The organism is Allobosea sp. UNC402CLCol (assembly GCF_000745475.1).
Classification (GTDB): Bacteria; Pseudomonadota; Alphaproteobacteria; order Rhizobiales; family Beijerinckiaceae; genus Allobosea; species Allobosea spartocytisi.
Window position 1 is genome coordinate 525,085 of record NZ_JQJJ01000008.1, and the last position, 24,571, is coordinate 549,655.

Annotated in this window: 18 protein-coding genes and 1 tRNA gene; 9 read left to right on the plus strand and 10 right to left on the minus strand. The window is 66.0% G+C overall.

Annotated features, from left to right (window positions below):
- Positions 1-32 precede the first annotated feature (32 nt).
- The 4 genes from GY40_RS04500 to GY40_RS04515 are packed head-to-tail and all read right to left on the minus strand — an operon-like array spanning position 33 to position 4,815.
- Positions 33-962: a 2-hydroxyacid dehydrogenase gene (locus GY40_RS04500; protein ID WP_038358991.1), complete on the minus strand. Its 930-nt coding sequence runs from the start codon at positions 960-962 to the stop codon at positions 33-35.
- Positions 962-2,305 (minus strand): NAD(P)/FAD-dependent oxidoreductase, encoded by a 1,344-nt coding sequence (locus tag GY40_RS04505; RefSeq protein WP_051987506.1) that lies wholly within the window; start codon positions 2,303-2,305, stop codon positions 962-964. Before GY40_RS04505 ends, GY40_RS04500 begins: the two co-directional genes overlap by 1 nt.
- 2 nt (positions 2,306-2,307) lie before the next feature.
- The gene (locus tag GY40_RS04510; protein WP_156115865.1) at positions 2,308-3,552 is read right to left on the minus strand and encodes an MFS transporter; all 1,245 of its coding nucleotides are present in this window, start codon (positions 3,550-3,552) and stop codon (positions 2,308-2,310) included.
- Between the two features lie 33 nt (positions 3,553-3,585).
- A complete protein-coding gene (locus tag GY40_RS04515; RefSeq protein ID WP_038360069.1) occupies positions 3,586-4,815 on the minus strand; it encodes a pyridoxal phosphate-dependent aminotransferase in 1,230 nt (409 codons plus the stop codon).
- Between the two features lie 200 nt (positions 4,816-5,015).
- On the opposite strand from GY40_RS04515, the gene GY40_RS04520 reads away from it, so the two are divergent.
- The gene (locus GY40_RS04520; RefSeq protein WP_038358993.1) at positions 5,016-6,044 is read left to right on the plus strand and encodes a LacI family DNA-binding transcriptional regulator; all 1,029 of its coding nucleotides are present in this window, start codon (positions 5,016-5,018) and stop codon (positions 6,042-6,044) included.
- Between the two features lie 83 nt (positions 6,045-6,127).
- Here the strand turns inward: GY40_RS04520 and GY40_RS04525 are convergent, their stop codons facing one another.
- The 4 genes from GY40_RS04525 to GY40_RS04540 are packed head-to-tail and all read right to left on the minus strand — an operon-like array spanning position 6,128 to position 10,632.
- Positions 6,128-7,267 (minus strand): serine hydrolase domain-containing protein, encoded by a 1,140-nt coding sequence (locus tag GY40_RS04525; RefSeq protein ID WP_051987507.1) that lies wholly within the window; start codon positions 7,265-7,267, stop codon positions 6,128-6,130.
- A gap of 58 nt (positions 7,268-7,325) precedes the next feature.
- On the minus strand, positions 7,326-8,840 hold the full coding sequence (locus GY40_RS04530) for an aldehyde dehydrogenase (protein WP_038358996.1): 1,515 nt from the start codon (positions 8,838-8,840) through the stop codon (positions 7,326-7,328).
- Positions 8,841-8,876: 36 nt separating this feature from the next.
- Positions 8,877-10,232 carry an NAD(P)/FAD-dependent oxidoreductase gene (locus GY40_RS04535; RefSeq protein WP_051987508.1) on the minus strand — a complete coding sequence of 452 codons (1,356 nt, stop codon included), beginning with the start codon at positions 10,230-10,232 and terminating at the stop codon, positions 8,877-8,879.
- The gene (locus GY40_RS04540) at positions 10,219-10,632 is read right to left on the minus strand and encodes a Rid family hydrolase (RefSeq protein WP_038358997.1); all 414 of its coding nucleotides are present in this window, start codon (positions 10,630-10,632) and stop codon (positions 10,219-10,221) included. The genes GY40_RS04535 and GY40_RS04540 overlap by 14 nt, the downstream gene beginning before the upstream one ends.
- A 230-nt stretch (positions 10,633-10,862) precedes the next feature.
- On the opposite strand from GY40_RS04540, the gene GY40_RS04545 reads away from it, so the two are divergent.
- The 8 genes from GY40_RS04545 (at position 10,863) to GY40_RS04580 (ending at position 21,532) form a co-directional block, all read left to right on the plus strand.
- The gene (locus tag GY40_RS04545) at positions 10,863-12,002 is read left to right on the plus strand and encodes an NAD(P)/FAD-dependent oxidoreductase (protein ID WP_051987615.1); all 1,140 of its coding nucleotides are present in this window, start codon (positions 10,863-10,865) and stop codon (positions 12,000-12,002) included.
- 99 nt (positions 12,003-12,101) lie between these two features.
- Positions 12,102-13,751: a peptide ABC transporter substrate-binding protein gene (locus tag GY40_RS04550; RefSeq protein WP_248311115.1), complete on the plus strand. Its 1,650-nt coding sequence runs from the start codon at positions 12,102-12,104 to the stop codon at positions 13,749-13,751.
- Between the two features lie 37 nt (positions 13,752-13,788).
- On the plus strand, positions 13,789-14,742 hold the full coding sequence (locus tag GY40_RS04555; protein WP_038359004.1) for an ABC transporter permease: 954 nt from the start codon (positions 13,789-13,791) through the stop codon (positions 14,740-14,742).
- Complete coding sequence (locus tag GY40_RS04560) at positions 14,742-15,632, plus strand: ABC transporter permease (protein ID WP_038359006.1); 891 nt, start codon at positions 14,742-14,744, stop codon at positions 15,630-15,632. Before GY40_RS04555 ends, GY40_RS04560 begins: the two co-directional genes overlap by 1 nt.
- A 34-nt stretch (positions 15,633-15,666) precedes the next feature.
- On the plus strand, positions 15,667-16,569 hold the full coding sequence (locus tag GY40_RS04565) for a LysR substrate-binding domain-containing protein (RefSeq protein ID WP_051987509.1): 903 nt from the start codon (positions 15,667-15,669) through the stop codon (positions 16,567-16,569).
- A 113-nt stretch (positions 16,570-16,682) separates the two neighbouring features.
- On the plus strand, positions 16,683-17,798 hold the full coding sequence (locus GY40_RS04570; protein WP_038359009.1) for a CaiB/BaiF CoA transferase family protein: 1,116 nt from the start codon (positions 16,683-16,685) through the stop codon (positions 17,796-17,798).
- 456 nt (positions 17,799-18,254) lie between these two features.
- Positions 18,255-20,378 carry a TonB-dependent receptor gene (locus GY40_RS04575; RefSeq protein WP_038359011.1) on the plus strand — a complete coding sequence of 708 codons (2,124 nt, stop codon included), beginning with the start codon at positions 18,255-18,257 and terminating at the stop codon, positions 20,376-20,378.
- Positions 20,378-21,532, plus strand: coding sequence for an ABC transporter substrate-binding protein (locus GY40_RS04580; protein ID WP_038359013.1), 1,155 nt, complete (start codon positions 20,378-20,380; stop codon positions 21,530-21,532). Before GY40_RS04575 ends, GY40_RS04580 begins: the two co-directional genes overlap by 1 nt.
- A gap of 286 nt (positions 21,533-21,818) precedes the next feature.
- Here the strand turns inward: GY40_RS04580 and GY40_RS04585 are convergent.
- Positions 21,819-21,894: transfer RNA gene (locus GY40_RS04585), tRNA-Ile, on the minus strand.
- Between the two features lie 181 nt (positions 21,895-22,075).
- Entirely contained in the window at positions 22,076-24,484 is a 2,409-nt protein-coding gene (locus GY40_RS26440) for a methyl-accepting chemotaxis protein (RefSeq protein WP_051987510.1), read from the minus strand.
- Positions 24,485-24,571 lie beyond the last annotated feature (87 nt).

Sequence of the window (24,571 nt, forward strand, 5' to 3'; positions counted from 1 at the left end):
GTCGCTCTCCTGTCGTGTGTGCGGGGTGGAGTTCAGTAGCCGGCGACGGTGTCGACCTCGTTCAGAAGCTCGGCCCCGGCGCGGAAGCGGCGGACGTTCTCGGCAAAGGTGTCGACGATGGTTGCCAGGCTCGCGGTCGATGAGCAGTGCGGGGTGACGTAGAGGTTCGGCGTCTCCCAGAGCGGGCTGTCCTTCGGGAGCGGTTCGACGGGAAAGGCGTCGATCGTGGCGGCGCGCAGCGTTCCGTCGTTCAGCGCGGCGAGGAGATCGGCCTCGACGAGATGGCCGCCGCGTCCCGCCGAGATCACGACGCCGCCCGGCGGCATCTGCGCAAAGGTCCCGGCACTCAGGATGCCGCGCGTCGTCTGCGTCAGCGGCAGCAGGTTGATCAGGATTTCCGTCCGCGCGAGAAACGCGCCGAAGCCCTCCGCGCCGGCGAAGCAGGTGACGCCCGGCACTTCGTGGAGCGAGCGCGACCAGGCGGCGGTGTCGTAGCCGACGCCGGCCAGGCGCTCCGCCGCCAGCCGGCCCATCTGGCCGAGCCCCATCACGCCGACGCGGAGCTCATGGGCCGAGCGCATGATCTTGTAGGCCCAGTCATGGCGCGACTGGGCGGAGAGGAAATGCGCGACGTCGCGATGATGGAAGAAGGTCCAGGTCAGGACGTAGTCGGCCATGCGCGCGGCGAAATCCTGGTCGACGATCCGCACCATCGCGATCCCTTTCGGGAAGTCGGGATCGAGGAGGTAGTGGTCGATCCCGGCGCCGGTCGCCGACATCAGCTTGAGATTGCGGAACGGCTTGAGGAAGCCATGCGGCATGCGGAAGATGAAGCAGATGTCGATCTCGTCGGGGTCGCCGGCATCGGGCCATTCGCGGATGTCCTCGCCCGGCAGCGCGGCGCGGACGCCCTCGATCAGGTCGCGCCCATAGGCGTTATGGAGCCAGGTGAGAATAGCCATCAGGGTCGCGGTCCGTTGCTGGTTGGAAGCCGTGGGGCGTCGGCCTGGCGCGCCTGCCAGGCGTCGATGTGGCGGATCGAGGCCGCGGCTGCAGCGACCGCGAGGCTGGAACCCGGCAGCCAGCGCGGCGGCCGGCCGGCCATGCCCGGAAAGGATGTCTCATCGGCTCGGCTGCCCAAGGCACGTCGCGCCAGGGCCTGGCCGAGCGCGGTGCCGAGCCCGAGGCCACGCCCGCTGAGGCCGTAGCCGACGAGGAGGCCGGGGCGCGGCTCGACGAGGCGCGGATACTGGTCGGGCGCGAGATCGACCCAGCCGGACCAACTCTCCGCGAAGGCGGTGACGTCGAGATGGGGAAACAGCGCGCGAAGCCGCGCGAGACCGCCCCCCAGATCGCCGGCTCGTCCACCGCCCACAGGCCCCGACAGCGTGACGACGAGGCGGCCGTCGCCGGTGCGCCTGACGCCGGAAGGGAGCCGGCGCGTATCGGTGAGCGCGCGCTGGCGCGGGAGGATACCCGCGAGCGCATCGGCCGAGAGCGGTGCGGTCGCCGCCTCATGAACGCAGAAGGGCAGGATGCGACGGCGCAGCTCCGGCAGGATGCCGCCGATCGCGACACCGGCCGCGACGATCAGCGTGTCGCAGGCGATGCGTCCTTCAGTCGTCTCGACCCTCCAGCCGCCGGGGCGGCTCGACATGCCGACGACGCGGCTGCGCTCGTGCAGCGTCGCCCCGGCAGCCGAACCGGCGCGCGCAAGCCCCCGCGCATAGGCGAGCGGATTGAGCGAGAGGCCGCGCGGCTCGACCAGGGCTGCACGGTAGCTGCCGCCTCCGATCGCGGCGCGGGTCTGTTCCATGTCGAGCAGGGGAAGCGCGACCCCGCGAGCCGCCCAGACACCCCGCCGCTCGCGCAACACGACGGAGCCGCCGGCGGAATGGGCGGCGAAGATCAGGCCGCTCGCATCGAGATCGCAGGCAATGGCGTGGCGGGAGACGAGTTCCGCGACGAGGGCGGGCGTCCCGGCTGCCGTCGCGATCAACCTCTCGCCGGCTTCGGTTCCAAGATCCGACACGGTCCTCGCGGGCTCCGTGCGCAGATAGGGCACGACCTGTCCGAAGGCACGGCCGCTGCCGCCCGCGCCGACCCGCTCGGCCTCCAGAAGGCGCACGCGCGCGCCGGCTTCGGCGAGATGGAACGCCGCGCTCGCACCGGTGATGCCGGCGCCGATGACGACGACATCGGCTCGCGCTTCGCCACGCAGCGGATCGCCGGCAAATGCCGGCTCGCCGCAACCCGCATAGGCGAGCGGCAGCGAAGTCGCGAGGAGGTCGTGACGCCGCGCCATGATCATGTCTCCGTCACGGGCGGCAGGCCGCGCCGGCGGAGCACGGTCTCGAGCCGCATCAGCAGCAGCGGGGCGGTCCAGGACGCGGCGATGGCAAGCCAGGCGACGCGGTCCATGCCCGCGAGCCGGCCATCGGGCCTGATGCTGAGCAGCAGCGGCGCCGTGCCGGCGCCCACAGCCTGGGCGAGATTTGTGACGGCGGCCGCGAGCGACTGGAAGGCGGCACGCTCCGCGGGAAGCGGCACGCGGGTGGCCGAGCCCTGGCTGACCGTGCTGCGCACGAGCTGCATCACCAGAACCATGGCCAACACCGGCAGGGCCGGCAGCAGCGGCGCCGCGCCAAGGAAGGCTGAGCCGAGCACGAGCGTCGTCGCGAGCGCAGCCGCGACCGCGACCGGCAATGCGCCGAAACGGTCGCTCGTGCGGCCGGCCAGAGGCACGACGGCCAGGGTCAGCGCCCCACCCAGCAGATAGACGGCTGAAAGGCCGGTAGCGCCGAGCCCGGTATTGCCCAGCACGAAGACCGGCAGGTTGGGCGAGACCAGCAGGGCCGAGAAGGACGAAGCGGCGATCAGCAGGAAGGCGATCAGGCTCGGCTCGCCAGCGATCAGCCGCAGGACGCCGCGCCAGGCCAGGCCGGACGGTCGCGCCTTGGCTGCGGCGAGATGCTCGCGCCGGGGGCCGATCGCGATCGCGGTCACGGCCGAGATCGCGCCCCCACCGATCGCCAGGGCCAGCAGTGCCCAGCGCCAGCCGCCGGGAAGGGCCGCGAGCAGCGTCCCCACCGGAAGGCCGAGCACGAGCGCCAGCCCATAGGTACCGACGAGGCGGCTCATCGCGAGGCCGCGTCGCTGCAGCGGGACGACGTCGCTGGCGATCGCGACCAGCAGGCCCCAGAGCGGCCCGGCTGCGAAGCCCGCCACGGCGCGCGTCGCCATCAGCGCCGCCATGCCGGGGGCGGCGGCGCTCGCGACTGTTGCGAGCGTGAACACGACGGCGCAAGCCGCCAGGGCCTCGCGGCGATCGAAGCGATCGAGCACGAAGGACGCGACGAGGCCGCCCAGGGCCGCCGACAGCGAATAGACCGCGCCGAGATAGCCGAGCGCATCGGCCCTGCCGCCGATCTCCGCCACCAGGAAGGGGCCGAGCGGGAACATCACGGTCGCGTTCAGCGCCACGACGAAGGCAACTGCCGCGAGAAGCGCGACGAGGCTGCGTTCCGACAATTGGCATGGCGAAGCTGGCACGGGCTCGTTTCCCAAGGGCTCGTCTGGTCGGGCTCAGGCACGCGCCCGCATCGGTGGGGCAGGCTGGAGTGCGGCGCATGCGGTTCCGATTCGCTCGATGGCGCGGTCGAGCATTTCGTCGGGGGCCGCATAGGAGAGCCGGATATGGCCGGGGCAGCCGAAGGCCGAGCCATGGACGAGCCCGACACCGGCAGCGTCGAGCAGATAGAGCGCGAAATCCTCGTCGGTCGCGACGAGGCGTCCGTCCGGGGCCTGCCTCCCGAGCAGCGCCTCGCAGGACGGGAAGGCATAGAAGGCCCCCTCGGGCACGCGGCAGGACAGCCCCTCCACCGCGTTCAGCCCGGCGACGATCCTGTCGCGGCGGCGCTCGAAGGCGGCGACATGGCCGGCGATGAAATCCTGCGGGCCCTCAAGGGCCGCGACGGCGGCGGCCTGGCTGATCGAGCAGGCGTTGGTGGTGGAATGCGACTGGATCGCCGACATCGCCCGGATCAGCGGCTTCGGCCCGCCGGCATAGCCGATGCGCCAGCCGGTCATGCAATAGGTCTTGGAGACGCCGTTCATCGTCAGCGTCCGCTCGCGCAGCCGCGGCTCGATGGCGGCGATGGTCGAGAAGCGGAAGCCGCCATAGGTCAGGTGTTCGTAGATGTCGTCGGTCAGGATCCAGACCTTGGGATGGCGCATCAGCACGGCGGCGAGCGCCGCGAGTTCGTCATGCGAATAGGCCGCGCCGGAGGGGTTCGAGGGCGAGTTCAGAATAAGCCAGCGCGTACGATCCGTGATCGCGGCATCCAGCGCCTGCGGATCGAGTCGGAAGCCGTTTTCGGCCAGGCACGGAACGATGACTGGCGTCCCCTCGGCCAGCAGCACGATCTCCGGATAGGAAACCCAGTACGGCGCGGGGATCACCACCTCGTCGCCGGCCGAGAGGGTGGCCATCAGCGCGTTGTAGACGATCTGCTTGCCGCCCGAGCCGACGATGATCTCGTGCGGCGTATAGGAGAGCCCGTTCTCGCGCTCGAACTTGCCGGCGATCGCCTTGCGCAGCGCCGGCGTGCCGTCGACGGCGGTGTATTTGGTCTCGCCGCGATCGATGGCGGCCTTCGCCGCCTGCTTGATGTGATCAGGCGTGTCGAAATCGGGCTCGCCGGCCACGAGGCTGAGCACGTCGCGGCCCTGCGCGGCGAGCTCGGCGACCTTGCCGTTCAGGACGACGGTCGGAGAGGCCTTCACCCGGCCGAGGCGTTCAGCGCTCTGGAACATGTTCATCAATCCTAAATCAATGCTATCCAAATGCTTGCATATGCAAGATCAGAGTCAATGAACCGGTTCCAAATCCGCTGCGCAAATGTCTTGCAATCGCTGCCTCAACAGGCAGCCTGACGCGCGGGATTAAGGCAGAGGGACGCTTGGGCCGGACTCCGCGCCCGTGTCAGGATGGCGGCGAGAGACGGGGCGAGGCGATGACGGGCATCAAGAAGGCGACGATCCGGGACGTGGCGGCCAGGGCCGGCCTCGCGCTCGGAACCGTCTCGCGCGTCCTCAACGACCACCCCTCGGTGACGCCGCAGGCTCGCAAGAGCGTGCAGGAGGCGATCGAGGCACTGGGCTATCAGCGCGACGCGGTCGCCGGCAGCATGCGCAACGCCCGCACGAAGATGGTCGCCTGCGCGATCCGCGACTTCGATATTCCCGCCTTCGCCAGCTATGTGAAAGCGGCCGAGGGAGTGTTCCGCCGCGCCGGCTACACGCTGCTGCTGGCCAGCACCTCGAACGAGAAGGATGTCGAGCTTGCCCTGCTACGTGGCTTCGCGCAGCGGCGCGTCGAGGGCGTCATGATGACGATGAGCGACGAGGCCGATGCCGAACTCGCCGAGACGATCGCCGGCGCGCCGATGCCGATCGTCCTGATCGACCGCGAATTGCTGCCAGATGTCGACCGCGTGATGGCCGACCATCAATCGGGGGCCGAGCAGGCCGTCCAGCACCTGATGTCACTGGGGCACAGGCGCATCGGCATGATCGTCGGCGACCCGGCCGCCTATCCTTCTCGCAGCCGTATCGCCGGATACCGACGCGTGCACGCCCAGCGCGGGGTCGCGGTCGACGAGGCTCTCATCCGCGACCACGCTCTGTCCAACGAGATCGCCTTCCGTGAAACCTGCGCGCTTCTCTCGACGGCCGACCGGCCGACCGCGCTGTTCGTCGCAGCGATGGACATGCTCGCCGGCACGCTGCGCGCGCTGCGCAGCAACGGCCTGCAGCCGGGGCGGGATATCGACCTCGTCGCCGGAAGCGATTCCGACCTTGCCGAACTCGGCACGCCGCCGATCTCGGCCCTGTCCTGGGATCGCGCGGAGATGGGTCGCCACGCCGCCGAGATGTTGCTCGACCGGATACGCGATCCCCAGCCAAGAGCGCCGCGCTGCGTGCGCCTGCCGGTCTCGCTCGTGGTCAGAGGTCGACCGTATGACGGGCTCCCGAGGCGTTGACGTCCCGGTCAACCGGCATCCGGCAGAGGAACACCGACTGTGCGCTTGGCCCACCTGGCAAAACGAAACCGGCAGGAAACGCGTTATTTTTGGAGAGCTTCTGCAAGCGCAGCAAAGAAGGCGTCGTCGTTGATTTCGAGCCGCTGTCGGAAACTCGGCTTCGAGCGAGCGCAGAGCACAACGACGACAAGGCGTTCGCGTGGGTTGATGTGGATATGCTGGCCGTAGATGCCCTCAGCCTGGAAACTGCCTGCGAGACGCGCGTCCGGGAGCACGGGGATCCACCACATATAGCCATAGGGGATCGTCTTATCCCCTATGTTGAAAGCAGCACCGGCCTCCGCATTCCAGTTGTCGGGCAGCAATCTGTCATCGCCGATGCGGCCCTCATCCAGCACGAACTGGCCGAAGCGGCCGTAGTCTCGCAAGGTCGCGTGCATGCCGCTGCCGGAGATCGTCATTCCCTCCGGACTTTCCGACCACCAGCTCGCATCGGCCTCCATCCCGAGCCGCGACCAGAGCTTCTCGCTGCAGTAGTCGGCGAGGTTCATCCCGGTCGCGTTCTGCATGAGGAGGCCAATCAAATAGGATTCGCCGGTGTTGTAGACCCAGGATTCTCCGGCCGGCGTTGCAGCCGGCAATGATGCCATGTGCCGGGCGATGCCGCCCTCTTCCCAGCGGCACTGGATATCAAGCAACTGCCGCCGGTCGGATGTCGGATCGGTATAATCTTCACGCCAGCGTACGCCGGATGCCAATCGCAGCAACTGCCTGACCGATACCTGCGCGTAGACTCCGCCGAGCGGCATGTAGCGCGTGACGGGATCGTCGAGGCTTTCGATCGCGCCTTCCTTCAGCGCGATACCCACCAGCGTCGCGGCGACGGATTTCGCGAGCGAACAGGAGTTCCATTGTGTCTCCGGCCCGATGCCGAGCCCATAATGCTCCGCGACGACTGCGTCGTCCTTCATGACGAGCAAGCCGGCGATCCGGTTGACGGAGAGGTAGTCGTAGAGGTCGAAGCTGCGGCCATGATCTTGAATCGCAAGCGGCGGCAACCCGGACGGCGCGCGCTTCAACGCCTTCACCTCGCCGCCACGCCGTATGACTCGCGATGGGAACCAACCCTGGTCTGCTGACATGGTTGCAACCAACTCGTCCGGAAGCAGGGTTCCATCGAAGAAGCGCATCAGCTGACTGCGTTTTGTCTCGTCGATGCTCATGGGTGTTCGTCCACTGTAAAATGCGAGACGGGAATGCCTGCCGGACCGCCGTTGTGATTCAGCCGATAGCCGGCGACTTGAGGTTGATCCAGCTCGTCTTCGTCTGGAGATACTGCGCCATCGCCTCGGTGCCCTTGTCGCGAGCAAGCGAGCCGGATTGCCGATAGCCGCCGAAGGGCGTCTTGATATCCCCCTCGGTGAAGCCGTTAATCGCAACCGTCCCGCAGGCGAGACGCCGCGCCATGAACAGCGCGCGGTCAATGTCTCGGGTGAACACCGTCGCGTGGAGCCCGTAGGCGCTGTCATTGGCGATGGTGAGCGCCTGTTCGGGCCCATCGACCGGCAGCACGCCGAGCACGGGGCCGAAGATCTCTTCCCGTGTGATCGTCATCCCGGGCGAAAGCTCGGCGAAGACCGTGGGGCCCAGAAAACTGCCCGGCCGGGTCGCAAGAGCTGGATCGGCGGGCAGGACACAGCGCGCACCGTCGCCCGTGCCCATCTCGATGAAATCGAGCACGCGCGCGCGATGCTCTGCAGTGACCATCGGGCCGAGATCCGTCGCGGGATCGAGCGGGTCGCCGACGACAAGCGCCCGCGCCCGTTCCGTGACGAGCGACAGAAACTCCTCCTGCCGGCTGCGGGCGACGATCTGGCGCATGTTGGCGGAGCAGTTCTGCCCGCCATTCCAGAAGGCGGCGGTCACCGCATGCTCGATCAGTTCCGGCGTCAGATCGGCATCGTCGAGGATGATGAAGGGGCTCTTGCCCCCCATCTCGAGCCCGATGGTCTTGAGGTTGCTGTCGGCGGCATAGCGCAGGAAGAGCCTGCCGACCTCGGTGGAACCTGTGAAGGAAATCGCGTCCACGTCTGGATGCAGCCCGAGCGCCCGGCCGGCCGTCTCGCCGAGACCCGGGACGATGTTGAGCACGCCGTCCGGCAGGCCGGCTTCCGCTGCGAGCTCCGCGAGTTTGAGGGCCGAGAGCGAAGTCTGCTCGGCGGGTTTGACCACGACGGAGCAGCCGCTGGCCAGCGCCGGGCCGAGCTTCCAGGCCGCCATGAGCAACGGGAAGTTCCAGGGAAGGATCACACCGACGACGCCGATCGGCTCGCGCGTTATGAGGGCGAGCGCGTCCTCGCCGGTCGGGGCGACCTTGCCGAAGCTCTTGTCGATCAGCTCGGCATACCATTGCAGGGTATCCGGGACCTCGATGCTGATCTCCTTCACGCAGTCCCGGATCGGCTTGCCGCTGTCGAGGCTCTCCAGAACGGCAAGCTCGGCCGCGTTGGCACGGATGAGGTCAGCGAGCTTCAGGAGCACGGCCTTGCGCCGTTCCGGCGCAGAACGCGACCACGCCCCGTCGCGAAACGCCGTGCGAGCCGCCGCGACCGCACGGTCGATATCCTTAGCCTGGCCGCTGGCAACAGACGCAAACGCCTCACCCGTCGCGGGGTTCACCGTCTCCATCATCTCGCCGCCCGCAGCCGCGACGAAGCGGCCGGCGATGAAGACACGTCCCTCGAAGGAAAGTCCTGCTGCGATGGCGCGGTGATCGGCGGTCGTTGCAAGCGTCATCGGCGGCTCCAGGGTGGCTTTCGAAGGTGGGATTGTTCAGAGCGGCGCGTGGGCGCGGGCATAGGTGCCGCGGGTGAAGCGCTCCAGACGCAAGGGAGTGAGGATGGCGTCGGGCTTCTCACCTTTCGCGAGCCGCGCGACGTGCCGGCCCACGGCTGGCCCGAGGCCGAAGCCATGGCCGGAGAAGCCGGTCGCGACGATCAGGCCGGACAGGGCATCGGGTGCGTCCAGCACCGGCAACGCATCCGGCAGCACATCGATCAGTCCGGCCCAGGACTTGACGATGGTTAGCCTGTCGTCCGTCCCGAAAATGTCCTGCACGGCTTCCCGCGTCCGGTCTGCGCGGTCACGATTGGCAGGGATCCATGGCCGGCGCCCAGCCGCCGCGCGTTCCGACGGCGGCACGACGAGCCGCTGATGCAGATCATCGAGGAAGGGACGGCCCAGCCGCAGGGAAAAGCCGCTGCGATGACGCATGAACTCCGGCAGGAAGAAGCGCATCGCCCGCATGGAATCGAGCGTGATGTCGATGTCGGAGCAGGAATCGGCTGCAATGATGCAGGAGCCATCCGCCCGCTGCCGCAATCCGATGCCGTAACCGCAGAAGCAGGGGTCGCTGAGGGGCGGCAGGGGCGCCGTCAAAGAGACAGTGCTGCGCACGGTCTGCTGCGGAAGGCCGAGGCCGAGTGGCGCCAGCAGGCGATGGCTCTGCGCTCCGGCCGCGCAGACCACGATGTTGGAGGCGATGCGGCCATGCTCGGTCAGGACGCCGGTCACGCCGCCCGCGGCACGCTCGACCGCGAACGCACCGCAATTCTCGACGATCTGTGCGCCAGCCCGGATCGCTGCTCGCGCGAAGGCGGTTGTGGCCATGGCCGGCTCGGCTTGTCCGTCCGTCTCCGTGAAGAGCGCGCCTTTCGCAGGCTTCGAAAGTGCCGGCATGAGCGCCTTTGTCTGCCGGGACGAAAGCATGCGCGCCTGGCCGGAAACCGACCTCGTTTTCTCCACCCAGCGTTCGAACGTGTCGTTCTCGGCTTCCGTTTCGGCAACGAAGACGCAACCGGTCCGGCGCCAGCCCACGGGCTCGCCGAGTTCGGCCTCGAGATCAGGCCAGATCGTGAGCGCCTCTATGGCGAGAGGCAGCTCAAGCGGATCGCGATACTGCGTCCTGACGAAGCCCCAGTTTCGGCCCGACTGCTGTGAAGAGACAGCGTCGCGCTCGACCAGCGCGACCGAGAGCCCGGCACGCGCGAGATAGTAGGCGGAGGCGCAGCCGACAATTCCGCCGCCGACCACCACGGCATCGACCCGGTCCGGCAACGGCGCGCGCCCAGGCGCAAGCTGCGCGAGCACGTCGTCCGGCACATGGGCAGTGAGACTAAGCAGCGACATCGAGCAAGGCGTCCATGTCCATCTCCACCCGGATTTCCGGATCGAACAGGCCGGCCTGGACGGTGGTGCAGGCCGGGTCCACGCCGCGAAACGCCTCGGCGAACACCGCCATCACGGCCTCGTAGTCCTCGGGCCGCGCAATAAACATCCGGACGCGGACGACATTGGCGAGCGTTGCTCCAACCTGGGCAAAAGCCAGCTCGGCATTGCGGAAAAGCTGGCGGGTCTGCTCGGCGGCGGCGCCTGCCAGGGTTTCGGCGGCATAATCGTAGCCGGTGGTGCCCGACAACATGATGTGGGAGCCGACCACGACGGCGCGGCTGTAGCTATAGGCAGCCTCGAAACTGCTGCCCGAGGAGATCAGGCGCCGGCCATGCCGCAGGGTCGTGGTGAATGCCATGGTCGCTCTCGCCTCAGTTGTCGTGACGTCTCAAAGGCAACGGAGGCAGGGGCGCTGTCGATTTCAATAATTCGAGGCGGAGGCCGAGGAATTCGGGGGACGCCGTCGTTTTTCAGGGTTCGGCTTCTCAAAATTGAAATCGACAAGCGGGGTTCGCGGTGACGTTGTCGATACGGGCAAGAACCGGATCTGGCTCTCGCCCATTCCGAAGCGGGAGTGGCATGGGTTCGATGCGGGTGGACGTCGCAATCGTCGGAGGTGGAATTGCCGGGGCTTCCGCCGCCTATTTTCTGGCTCGGCACGGCTCGGTCGCGCTGATCGAGCGGGAAGAGCATTTCAGCTATCACAGCTCCGGCCGCACCGCCGCACAGTTCACGGTCGGCATCGGCGCCACGACGATGCGGCGGATGGCGCAGGCGAGCCGCGCCTTTTTCGAGGCGCCTCCGGAAAGCTTCTCCGAGCAGCCGATTTTGTCTCCGCGTGGCTGCCTGACGGTGGGGCGTCGAGAGCAGGAGGCGACGCTCAGGCGGCTCGAAGACAATCTCGCTTCCGTCGGCGCCCGTGCCGACCGCCTCGGCCGAGACGAAGCGCTCGCCCTGTTTCCTGCGCTTCGGCCCGAAAAGCTCGACCTGGGCGTCTACGAGCCGGGCGCGATGGATATCGACGTCGATGTGCTGCTGCAGGGCTATCTGCGGGGAGCGAAGGCTGCCGGCGCTGTTCTTGCGACGCGCAGCGATATTCAAGGGATCGTACGCGAGGGAAATCGTTGGCGTCTGACCTGGGCCGGCGGCGACATCCTCGCCGACGCGGTGGTCAATGCAGCCGGCGGCTGGGCGGATGAGGCGGCGGCCATGGCCGGGCTCGCCCCGCTGGGCATCGTCGCGCATCGGCGCACCGCGTTCACCTTCGCCCTTCAGAAGGATTTCGACACGCGTAGCTGGCCGCATGTCGGCTCCGTCGACTACGACTGGTATGTGAAGCCGGAGCCGGGCTGCCTGATGGGCAGCCTTGCCGACGCGGTGCCCGTCGCTCCGTCCGACGCCTATCCCGAGGACATCGACGTCGCCCAGGCGATCGAGAATATCGAGCGCGACACCTGCTTGAGCATTGGCCGCCCGATCAGCCAGTGGGCGGGGTTGCGCAGCTTCGCCAGGGATCGCAATCCCGTAGCCGGCATGCGCGAGGACGCTCCCGGTTTCTTCTGGCTGGCGGGCCAGGGCGGCTGCGGCATCCTGACTTCCCCAGCCATGGGGCAATCCATCGCTGCCCTCGTCGCCGGGGCACCGTTGCCGGAAGCGATCACGCAACTGGGCGTCGCCAGTGAAGACCTCTCGCCGGAACGCGAGAGCTTGAGGGTTATCACGACATAGGACCGGACATGCGGCCGACCCGCGCCGTCCACGATCACGAGGCTGAAGACAGCCCGTCAAAAACGAGGGGATATCATGACCGAATACGACTCGCGTGGAATGACATTTCGCCGCCGCGATCTGATGGCGCTGGCTCTCGGCGCCGGCGCGGGCGCCGTGCTGGCGCCAAACGCCGGTGCGCACGCTCAGGGCAAGGGCGCCGCGCCGCCCGCCAAGCCGCGAGGCCAGGTGATCGCCGGCATTTCCCAGGAACCCACGGTCTTCAATCCGCTGATGCCCGGCAGCGAGGTCGATCAGGGCGTCTGGTGGCAGCTCTTCAGCCCGCTCTGGTTCATCGACCCGGCAGGCCGCTTCGTTCCGGATCTCGCCCGCGAAGTGCCGAGCGTCGCCAATGGCGGCATCTCGGCCGACGGGCTGACCTGGAAGATCAAGCTTAGAGGCGACGCGAAATGGCATGACGGAACGGCGTTCACCGCCGAGGACGTCAAGTACACGCTCGACCTGATCAACACGCCCGGTTTCCGCGCGCGTAACCGGGTCGGTCACAGCCTCGTCAAGGACATCGTCATCGTCGCGCCCGACGAGATCCATTGGCGCATGGAGCGCGCCTACTCACCCTATCTGTCTATCCTGGCGCTGACCTTCATCACGCCTGCGCATATTCTCGGAAAGGCAAGCGATCCGAATACCGCGCCCTTCAATAGCGCGCCCGTCGGCACCGGCCCGTTCCGCTGGGGCGAGCGTGTCGCTGGCGACCGCGCGCTGCTGCACGCCAACCCCGCCTATCATGGCGCCGGCCCTTACCTCGAACGTATCGTCTTCAAATACATTCCCGATCTGACTGCGCTCTACACCCAGTTCAGGACCGGCCAGGTCGATTATCTCGGCATTGGCGGCATTCCCGCTCACTTCGCCAAGGAAGCCGAGGCGCTGAAGGGACCCCGCGTGATCCGTTCGCCGACGCCCTTCATCGAGCACATCGCGCTCAATCTCGAATTCGGTCCTTTCGCCGAAAAGCCCGTCCGGGAAGCCCTCTACCTGGCGATGGACAAGCAGGCCCGCATCGACGCCATCTATTATGGGCTGCCAGTTGCGACCGAATCCTTCCTGCCTCGCGAGTCATGGGCCTTCGAGCCCGATCTTCCGGTGCACAAGCACGACCCAGCGAGGGCCAACGCGCTGCTGGATGCCGCAGGCTGGAAACGCGGTGCGGACGGCATCCGGCAGAAGAACGGGCAGCGCCTCTCCTTCTCCAATTCGACCACGACCGGCAATCCGGCGCGCGAGCAGTCGCAGCAGCTCCTGCAGCAGGACTGGGGGCAGATCGGCGCGGAAATGCGGATATCCAACATGCCGGCGGCCGTGATCTGGGGTGAGTTCTGGCAGAAGTCGAAATTCGAATCCGTGACCGTCGGCTCCAACTTCATGATCGGCAACGACCCGGACGTGACGCCGCGCTTCGGCAGCCGCTCGATCCCCGCCAAGCATGGCGCCGGGCTGAATACCTACCAGTACCAGAACCCGGAACTCGACCGGCTCTTGGAACTCGGCTCCAGCCAGTTCGACCAGCAGGAGCGCAGGAAGACCTACGGACAGGTCCAGCGCATCGTTCGCGACGATCTCGTCTTGCTGCCGGTCTATCAGTCGGTCATGGCCGAGGGGGTCAAGGACGGGCTGGCCGGCTTCGCGGCCAACATCAATTGCTCGTCCAATTGCTGGAACATGCGCGACTGGTACTGGGCTGGCTGAGCCCGTATCTGACCGGACCCGCGAGGATGACAAGATCTTGAGCGCCTTTCTTCTGCGCCGTTTCGGGCAGGCCGTGCTGTTGCTCTTCATCGTCTCGATGATCGGCTTCGCCATCCTGCATCTGGCTCCGGGCGGGCCGTTGTCGCAATTCGCCGCCGGCGGCGACATGTCGCAAGAGGACCTCGACCGTATTGCCGAGCAGCTCGGCCTGAACCGGGCTTTGCCGATCCAGTACGCCGAATGGCTATGGCGCATGCTCGCCGGCGACTGGGGCCGCTCCTATCGGGACGGCCAGCCGGTGCTGCACATCATCGGCTCGCATATAGGCGCGACGCTGGAATTGATGCTGACATCAACGCTGCTCGCCATGCTGATCGGCGCATGGATCGGCATTCTCGGGGCAATCCGCCGCTACTCGCTCTTCGATTCTCTCGCCACCATCGGCGCCATGATCGCGCTGTCGATCCCGACCTTCTGGTTCGGTCTGGTCGTGATCTACGTTTTCTCGGTCGGGCTCGGCTGGCTGCCATCCGGTAACCGCTACACCATCGGGGACGGCTCCCTGCTCAACCAGATCCACCATCTGATCGGGCCGGTCATGGTGCTCGCGCTGGTCTCCACCGCGGTCTGGAGCCGGTATATGCGCTCCTCCATGCTCGAGGTGATCAATCAGGATTACGTCCGCACCGCCCGCGCCAAGGGCCTCTCCGAGCGCTCGATCCTGGTCCGCCACGCCTTTCGCAACGCATTGCTGCCCATGATCACCATCACTGGCCTGCATGTGCCGATGCTGCTCTCCGGTGCCCTCGTCACCGAAACCGTCTTCACCTGGCCCGGCATGGGGCGGCTCTTCCTCGATTCGATCAGCTATCGCGACTATCCGGTCGTGATGGGCGTCTTGATGTTGAGCGCCGTGCTCGTCCTGCTCGGCTCGCTGATCGCCGACCTGCTCTACGGCATCGCCGATCCCCGCATTTCGAGGAGCGGTTGATGAGCGTCAGTGATCTCGACCGGGCCGCCGTGCTGCCGCCCGAGCGGCTCTGGAACAGTCCGGGCTTCAGGCGCTTCCGCCGCCACAAGCTCGCTGTCTTCGGTGCAGCAGCGATCGTCGCCCTCACGCTGGCCTGCGTGATCGGGCCGTGGTTGCTGCCCTACACCGACACATATATCGACATTCGAGCCCGTTTCGCTCTGCCCTTCACGGGTCCGCACATCCTCGGGACCGATCCGCTCGGTCGCGATATCCTCGCACGCCTGCTCATGGCGGGGCGGATTTCGCTCGCGGTCGGCTTCTCGGCCATGATGATCGCCATGGCGATCGGCATTTGCATCGGCCTTGTCGCGGGCTTCTACGAAGGCGTGGTGGGCGCCGCGCTGATGCGCTTCGTCGATGCGATGCTGTGCTTCCCCTCGATCTTCCTGCTGCTCGCCATCTCGGCCTTGATCCAGCCCTCTGTGGCCTCGATCGTGATACTGATTGCGGCAACCTCCTGGATGGAAGTTGCTCGCGTTGTCGAGGCGCAGATCCGTGCGTTGAAGACGCGCGAGTTCGCGCAGGCCGCTGTCTCCTTTGGCGCATCGCACAGCCGCATCATGTTCCGCGAACTGCTGCCCAATGCCATCGCCCCGATCATCGTCGCGGCGACCTTGAACGTCGCCCACGCGATCCTCGCCGAAAGCTACATCTCCTTCCTCGGCTTCGGCATCCAGCCGCCGACGCCGAGCTGGGGCAATATGCTCGAAAGCGCGCAGAGCTATCTCACCAGCGCGCCCTGGCTCGCCATTTTTCCCGGCATCACCATCACGCTCGCCGTGACGTCTTTCAATTTCGTTGGCGACGGACTGCGCGATGCGCTTGATCCGAGAATGGATCTGCCCTGAAAAGGATGGCTGAAGTTCCGCTGAGGAGGCCGAAATGAGCCGCAGATTGCCGTCCCTGAACGCACTGCGCTGCTTCGAGATCGTGGCGGCCCAACTCAGCATCAAGAAGGCCGCGCTCATCCTGAACGTCAGCGAGAGTGCCGTCAGCCGTCAGGTCAAGATCCTGGAGGACCAACTCGGCGCCCCCCTCTTCATCCGGAGCCACAACGGGCTCGAGATCACCGACGAGGGCCGCAGGCTCGCGCTCAGCGTGAAAGAAGCGTTCGACCACATCGCGAACGCCATCGATCCGTTCCGGAACGAGCGCAACGCGGTCACGATCAAGGTGCTGCCGACCTTCGCACTACGCTGGCTGCTGCCGCGGCTCAGGACGTTCCAGGAGCGGCACCCTCTGATCAAGGTGAATGTCCATACGCGTCTCAACGACATGACGCTCAACGACAATGATGCCGACCTCGGCATTCGCTACGGCATTGGCAACTGGCCTCAGGACTGCGCGACGGAACTCTATCAGGAATGGATCCTGCCGGTCTGCGCGCCGGATTACCTGGCGGGGCATGCTGACGGCGAGACCGATCTGGCAGGCGCGACCCTGCTCCATCCCCTGCCGGACCGGCAGGACTGGGTGACGTGGTCGGAGAAATCGGGAACCGGCCTCGATGCACGTGGCGGCCTCGACTTCGATGCGTTGGACATGGCGTTGAGCGCGGCCGAATGCGGCCTTGGGGTCGCCATGACCGACGTCGTCCTGGCGCACCAGGCGATCCAGTCCGGCCGGCTCGTCACGCCGATGCGCAAGGCCGTCCCGACCGGCTTTTCTTATTATCTGGTCCGGCCGCCCGAGATGCGCCGCCGGCGCGAGGTCGTGGTGGTCGAGGACTGGATCTGCAGCGAGATCGAAGGCGCCCGGGAGCTGGTTCGCCGTTACGCATCGTGAACGGCCTGCCTCTGATCTTTAGAGGCGAGCTTCGCAAAACGGTCATCGACGACAACGGGGATCGGGCAGCTATCTGACCGTCAGGACAAGTTTGACTGACCGAGGTGGCTTCGATGGCTTCTGCCCGCTCCCCGCTGGAAGGCGTTCTCGTGGTGGCTATCGAGCAAGCCGTCGCCGCTCCGTTTTGCACCTCGCGCCTCGCCGATGCGGGGGCACGCGTCATCAAGATCGAGCGGCCGGAGGGCGATTTCGCCCGACGCTACGATGATGTCGCCAACGGTCAAAGCAGCTACTTCGTGTGGCTGAACCGGGGCAAGGAATCGCTCGTCCTCGATCTCTCCGCGCCCGAGGACAAAGCCAAGCTCGCGGGACTGATCGCACAGGCCGACATCCTCGTGCAGAACCTGAAATCCGGTGCGCTCGCCAGGCTGGGTTTCGCGACCGAAGAGCTGCGTGTGCGACATCCCGGCCTGATCTGCTGCTCGATCACCGGTTATGGCGAGAACGGCCCACTCGCGGATCGCAAGGCCTACGACCTGCTGATCCAGGCCGAATCCGGATTATGCTCCATTACCGGCGGCCCCGAGGAGCCGGCCCGCGTCGGAATCTCCATCGTCGATATCGCCACCGGCGCCACCGCGCACGCCGCGGTCCTGGAAGCCCTGATCGCGCGGGGCAGCACCGGCGAGGGTGCCGATATCCACATCTCGATGTTTGACGTGATGGCGGATTGGTCGACCGTACCGTTGCTTCACGAGGAAGGCGGCAGACCGCCGCAGCGCATCGGCATGGCACATCCTTCGATCGCACCTTACGGCGCCTTCGCCACCCGCGACGGCAGGCCGATATTGATGTCGATTCAGAACGACCGGGAATGGGCCAAGTTCTGCGAACTGTTCCTCCGGCAGCCGGATCTGGTTACCGACCAGCGCTTCGCAACGAATGTCGACCGCGTCCGCAACCGGCTCGAGACCGATCGGATCGCCGCGGAGGCCTTCGCAAGGCTCGATGCACGCGAAGCGGGCCGGCTCCTCCTCGAGGCCGACATCGCCTTCGCCAGCGTCAACGACATGGCCGGGCTATCGCAGCATCCGCATCTGCGGCGCATCATTGTCCAGACGCCGGCGGGGCCGGTTGAACTGCCTGCCCCTGCCATGGTCCTGGCGGGCATTGGACGTGAATACGGCCCGGTTCCCGCCATCGGCGAGCATAGGGTGCTGCAGGATTGAGACGAGGCATGGCCGACATTTCAGCCGGGTGCATCGCGGCGTTGGCCGACGCCATTGGCCATCAGGACGCAAGCGGACAGCCCTGCCTCTCTTTTTTAGAGGCTGGCCTCTAGAAAAAGATATCGACGCCAAGCATACCCCTCTGGATACAACAAGTATCGTAAATCGAGGGGCGCCTTGTCTCCTCTTCTGTGCGTCGTCGCAAGTTTTGATGATTTTTTTTGAGTAATTAAAATGTATTAGTTGCATTATTGGCACAATTAATTTTCATTATTCATTTTCATTTACAGTCAGATTGACGCCTAAACATCAATTACCTCAAGCATGCGGCGAAGATAACGTCGTTATTCTCGCTGAATTATTGAGGCAAAAATGAAGGTCGATCAGCTAACGAGGGCGTCAACCGCGCTCGCCGAGCCCAGCCATGTGAAAGCCGCGGCAACCGGTGCGTGTCTGATGACCGCGCTGGTTATCGTGAGCGTTCCGCTGGCAACGATCGCCGCCCGGGCTCAACAAGGGCAGAGTCAGCTCCAGCTCGACGAGATCGTCGTGGAAGGGGCAGGCACATCGCAGGTGCCGCCAGCTTTCGCAGGGGGGCAGGTCGCAACCGGCGCCCGCCTCGGCCTGCTCGGCAATACCGACATCCAGAAGTCGCCGTTCAGCGTCACCAGCTATACTGATCAGTTCATCCGTGACCGCCAGGCGCGGACGGCCTCCGAGGCGCTCGCCCTCGACCCATCCGTGCGCGCGACCCAGGGCACCGGCGCGCCATTCGACTCGTTCTATATCCGCGGCTTTCCCGCGAACGAGGGGACGAGCGGTGAAATTGCATTCGATGGCGTCTACGGCGTGGCACCGAGTTTTCGCATTTTCTCCGATTATGCCGAGCGCATCGAAGTCTTGAAAGGGCCTTCGGCAGCGATCACCGGGGTTTCGCCGAATGGCGGGATCGGCGGCGTCATCAACATCGTCCCGAAACGCGCCGAAGAGGACCTGACGCGCGTCACGCTAAACTATGCTTCGAATGCGCGGCCCGGCGGTCAGCTCGACTTCGCCCGGCGCTTCGGTGCCAATCGGGAGTGGGGCCTGCGGGTCATCACCAGCCTGAGCGACGGCAGGACAGCTCTCGATCATCAATCGGAGCAAAGCGGCGTTGGCGCGCTCACCCTCGACTATCAGGGCGAGCGGTTCCGCGCCTGGGCCTATTTTCTGGCCCAGGCAGATCGTTTCAATGCGCCTGCCCGGCCCTTCTTCATGCAGGCCGGGGTGCCGGTTCCGAAGGCGCCTGATGGCCGCCGCAATGTGACCCAGCCATGGGAATATTCGGACGTCGACGATCGCGGCGGCTTGCTGCGGATGGAGTACGACGTCGCCGACGGCATCACACTGTTCGGCAATGCCGGAGCCTCGCATACCGGCGTCGAACGCTATTTCGCCTCGGCCGCGACGATCACCAACCTGCGCGGCGATACCGTCACGGCACCGCAATTCTACGGCCTCGGTGTCGACCGTCAGACCTTCGAGGGCGGTGTACGGGCTAAATTCGAGACCGGCTTCATCAGGCATGCACTGACCGTGCAGCTCTCTCGATACCATGAAGAGACATCGCGCGAGTTCGCCGCTGCCCGTGGCTCCTACGCCTCGAATATCTACAACCCGGTGCGCGCGCCGGAGATCGCGCCGCTGCGTATCGGCTCGCAGGCGCGTCTGTCCGACAGCACGCTGACAGGCGTCTCGGCGGCGGACACGCTCTCGGCTTTCGACGAGCGCGTTCTGCTAACGGTCGGCGTGCGCCGGCAGAATGTCGAGGCCCGCAACTACGTCTCCAATGTCGGTACCTTGGCCTCTTCCTACGATAAGAGCGCCACGACACCCTTCGTCGGCCTCGTCGTCCGGCCCTGGGAAAACGTCTCCTTCTACGGAAACTATGTCGAGGGGCTGAGCCGCGGCGACATCGCGCCGGTAACCGCGAGCAACGCCGGCGAGATCCTCGCCCCTTATGTCGCCCGTCAGGTCGAGGCAGGCGTCAAGCTCGACTACAGCGGCTTCGGCGCCTCGCTCGCCGCGTTCCAGATCACGCGGCCGATTGGCGAACTCAGCCCGGCGCGCACCTTCGCTGAAAGCGGAGAGCAGCGTGTTCGCGGCCTCGAGCTCAATGTTTTCGGCCAGATCACATCGCAATGGCGGGTGCTGGGCGGCCTGACCCTGCTCGACGGAGAACTCACACGCACAGCGGCTGCGGCCAATATCGGCAATACACCGATCGGCGTGCCTCGCATCCAGCTCAATCTCGGCACGGAATGGGATGTGCCGTGGGTCCCCGGCCTTACCCTCAACGCGGCGGTCATCCATACAGGCAAGCAGTTCGTCGATGCGGCGAACAGCCAGGTCTTGGCGGATTGGACTCGCCTCGACCTGGGGCTGCGCTACGCGACGCAGTTCAACGGTCGCAAAACCACCTTCCGTGCCAATGTCGTGAACGTGACGGACGCGAAATACTGGGCTGGCGCGGCGTCCTTCGGCACCTTCACGCAAGGCGCTCCAAGAACCTATCTCCTGTCGATGTCCGCGGATCTCTGATGACGTCATGCCTTCGCCCGTCCCGCCGGAATCTGCTGGGGGCTCTCGGCATCGGCTTGCCGCTCGCGGCAGCTTGTCGGACCTCCGCAGCGCCGATCACCGTTACCGATGTGCTCGGCCGCAAAGTCGCTGTCGAGTTGCCCGTTCGGCGTGTCCTGCTCGGCGAAGCGCGGCAGATCCACGCCATCGCGGCCTTGGACCGTGACAACCCTTTCGCCCGCATCGTCGGATGGGGAGAGGATTTCGAGAAGGCTGACCCCGACAGCTACCGCATCTATGTCGAACGCTACCCGCAAGCCGCCGCGCTGCCAAAGTTCGGCAGCGCGGCGGCAGGAAGCTTCGATATCGAGAAGGCGATTTCGCTTCAGCCCGATGTGCTGATCCTCAACTTCGAAGCGGAGCGCGCCAGTGCGGAGATGCAGCTCGTCGAAAAGCTCGCCTCGGTTGGTGTCGCGGTGCTTTATGTCGATTTTCGGCACGCGCCGCTCCGCAACACCGAGCCTTCGTTACGCGTGCTGGGTCAATTGTTTGGACGCGAAGACGTCGCTGAACGACTGATCGCCTTCCGAGCGGATCAGATCGCGCGTGTGACGAGCCCGATCGCAGCGATGCCGGACTTGAAGCGCCCGCTGGTCATGCTGGACCGCATTCCAGGATACTCCGACGGCTGTTGCATGAGCTTCGGCAAGGAGAATTTCGGCCTCATGGTCGAAATGGCCGGCGGCCGCAATCTTGGTTCGGAACTCCTTCCGGGAACCTTCGGTACGATCAACCCCGAAACGATCATCGCCCGAGACCCCGATGTCGTCATCGTGACGGGCGGCAACTGGGACACGCTTGCGCCAGGCGGCGAATGGGTTGGCCTTGGCCCGGGCGCTGATCTATCCGTAGCCCGTCGCAAACTCGCAGCCCTCGCGCAGCGTCCGGCATTCATGCATGGCAAGGCGGTCGCTGAGCGGCGCGTCTATGCCATCTGGCACCAGTTCTACAACAGCCCGTACCAATTCGTGGCGCTTCAGCGCATCGCACGCTGGCTGCACCCCGAGCTTTTTGGCGATCTCGATGCGGATGAAACGCTGCGCGAACTTCACGAGCGCTTTCTGCCAATCCCCTATCGACCTGGCTATTGGGTGGAGTTGAAAGGCGATAATTGATCAAGCGTCGCGCCAAGCGAACCCCGCGACCTCTGGTCCTTGTATTTCCCGTGCCCAAAGAGAGAAGGCAGGGCCTCCGAGGCCGAACTCGAGGCCATTTTCGGTTGGCGTGGCGGCCGGATGGCATCGCTCTACACCCGCCAAGCGAATCGCGAACGGCTGGCGAAACAGGCAGCGGCGAAGCTCTTGCCGGGACGGGATTAGAACATGCTATTCCCGTACCTTGAATTCCGGTGCGAGATTTCGTTAATTTAGCTGAAGAAAATCAGACGTTTAGCAATTATAATGGTGGGCCGGGCCGGACTCGAACCGGCACCGGCGCTGTTATGAGCAGCGAGCTCTAACCATTGAGCTACCGGCCCGTCTCTCGCCTACAGCATCGGGCCGAAAAGTGGAATCCGCTTTTTCCGAAAAGCCGATGCTGCGTCGGACGTCATAGCGGGACGGGCTAGGCCGCCCGGCGTCTCCGGCGCAAAACACGGAAAAGCCCCGCGGATCGGTCCGCGGGGCTTTTCAGATCGTCCGGTGTCCCGACGTTCGCGCTCAGGCGGCCTCGTGCAGGGAGGCCTTGCCGCCATGGCCGCCCGCATGCCCTTCCCGGAACTGGAAGCGGGCGATGTGCTCGGTCAGGGCCCGCGTCTGCTCGTCGGTCAGCGCCAGCGCCGCATTCGTCTCCTCGACCAGCGCCGCGTTCTGATGCGCCATGGTGCCGATGCCATCGATCTCGGTGTTGATCGTCGAAACGTCGGTGGCCTGGCTCTTCGCCGTCTGGGCGATGCCGTTCATCAGCTTCGTCAGCTCGTTCACCGAGCCCATGATCGCGCCGAACATCGCCGAGGTCTCCTCGACCAGGCCGACGCCGACCCGGACGTCGCCATGGGCCGCCTCGACCAGCTTCTTGACGTCGTTGGACGCATCGGCCGAGCGCTTGGCGAGGCTGCGAACCTCGGTCGCGACCACGGCGAAGCCCTTGCCGGCATCGCCGGCCCGCGCCGCTTCCACCGCCGCGTTCAGCGCCAGCAGATTGGTCTGGAAGGCGATCTCGTCGATCATCGCGATGACCTCGGAGATCTTGCTCGAGGACTGGCGGATGCGCTGCATCGCTTCCAGCGCCGAGGCGACGACCTTCTCGCCCTGCTGCGCGCGCTCCTCGGCGCCCTGCGCCATGCCGGTCGCCTGCGCCGCCTCGCTCGCGGTCTTCTTCACCGTGCCGGCGAAGGCACCGAGCTGGTTCGTCGCCATCGAGACGGCATTGCTCTCCTCGCTGGTACGCTCGGCGAGGTCGGTGACGCCGTCGAGGATCTCGCTGGTCGCGCTGCGCACCGCCGAGACGGTCTCGGAGAGCCGCGCCAGCGTGCCCTCGAACTCGTCGGCGAGCGCGTTGGTGCCGTCCTTGAGCTCGGCGAAGGCGCCCTGATAGAGCCCCTCGATACGGGCCGAGAGATGGCCGGCCGAGAGCTCGGCGAGCACCTCGCAGGTCTCGGACAGGCCGGTCTGCACGGTTTCGAGCAGGGTGTTGACCGAGTCCGCCAGGGCGTTGAGTTCCGCATCGGCGAACTGCGCGGCGACACGCTGGCTGAAATCGCCGGCCGCGGCGGCGGCGACGACGACGCCGAAAGCCTCGCCCAATTCCTGCATCATCTGGCGGCGCTGTTCCTGCGCCTGCTTCTGGTCCTCGACCTTGGCAATCTCGGCGGCACGCAGCGCGACCGCATTGTCGCGGAAGAGCAGCACGCTCTTCGAAATGTCCGAGATCTCGTCGTTGCCCTTGGTATCGACGGTCGTCTCGAGCGCGCCGTCGGCGATCGCCTTCGTTGCTCCCCAGAGCCGATTGAGGCGGCCGACGATCATCGGGCGGACATAGAGGAAGGCCAGCGCCAGCGCGATCAGCAGCGAACCGCCGCCGATGCCGCCGAGCCAGAGCCGGCTCTGGTCGATCAGCGTCGCGGTCGAGGCGCCGGCGGCTTCCGCCCCGTTGCGGGCCGTCGTGACGAGTTCGTTGACCTCGCGGCGGACCGCATCGGCGGCCTGCTGCGTCTCCTTGAGCCCGGCCTGGATCGCCGCGCGCGTCTTCAGCTCGCGCTCGCGGATCGCGATCACGCTTTCATTGCCCTCGCCGAGAGCGATCACCGCGTTGACGGCATCGGCGCGCGCCGGATTCGCCTGCAGCTTCTCCGCCTGGGCGAGGAAGCCGCGGACCTGATTCAGGGTGGCGTTGAACCGGGACTTGCCGGTGTCGAGCGCCGCGCGGTTGTCGACCTGCGAGATTTCGCGCAGCAGGCCGACCATCTCGCTGATCTGGAGCTGGAGCGCCTGGGCCGTCTGCAGCGTGGCGAGATCCTTGTCGATGATGTTGGCCAGCGCCTCCTCGACCTCCTTGCCGGTGAGCTGGGTCGCGCTGGCGATGTTCATCTTGACGTTGAACTGGGCGTCGCCCGTCTCGAAATCGGCGAGCGCGGTGAAGCCTTCGCGGGCCTTCGACAGCTTTTCGAGCGTCTTGGCCTGCTCGGCCGCGTTGCGGAGCCTGTCGCCGGTCAGGTCGTTGATGTCGTTGATCTGGCGCGAGAGCGTGTCGATCGCCTGCTGGGCCTTCCCCTGATCGACCTTGCCCTGCTGCGCGATGCGCCGCAGCAGGTCCATCTGCCGCCCCTCGACCTTGTCGAGATCGGCGGTCAGCGCCGAGCGATCCTGGATGGACTCGACCTCGCTGAAGCGGGCAGCGAGCGCCGTCGACTGCGTGGCGGCCTGCGACAGTTCGAGCGCCAGCTCCACGACCGGCATCTTCTGCCCGACGAGGTCGTCGACCGTCGCCTCGACGCGATTATAGGAGAGCCACGCGACGGAGGAGGATACGAGGGTCAGCGCCGTCAGCGTCCCCAACGCGGCATAGATCCGGGCGGCAATGCCGATCCGCATCGGCTTGCGCTCGCGCGCAGGCTTGGCTTTCGTCATGAAGTCGTTCTCCGGATCTCACGCAACGCTGGAAAAGGATTTCAGAAGCGGAAGCCTGGCCCGGTCCATGTCGCGTCTCCCATGCGG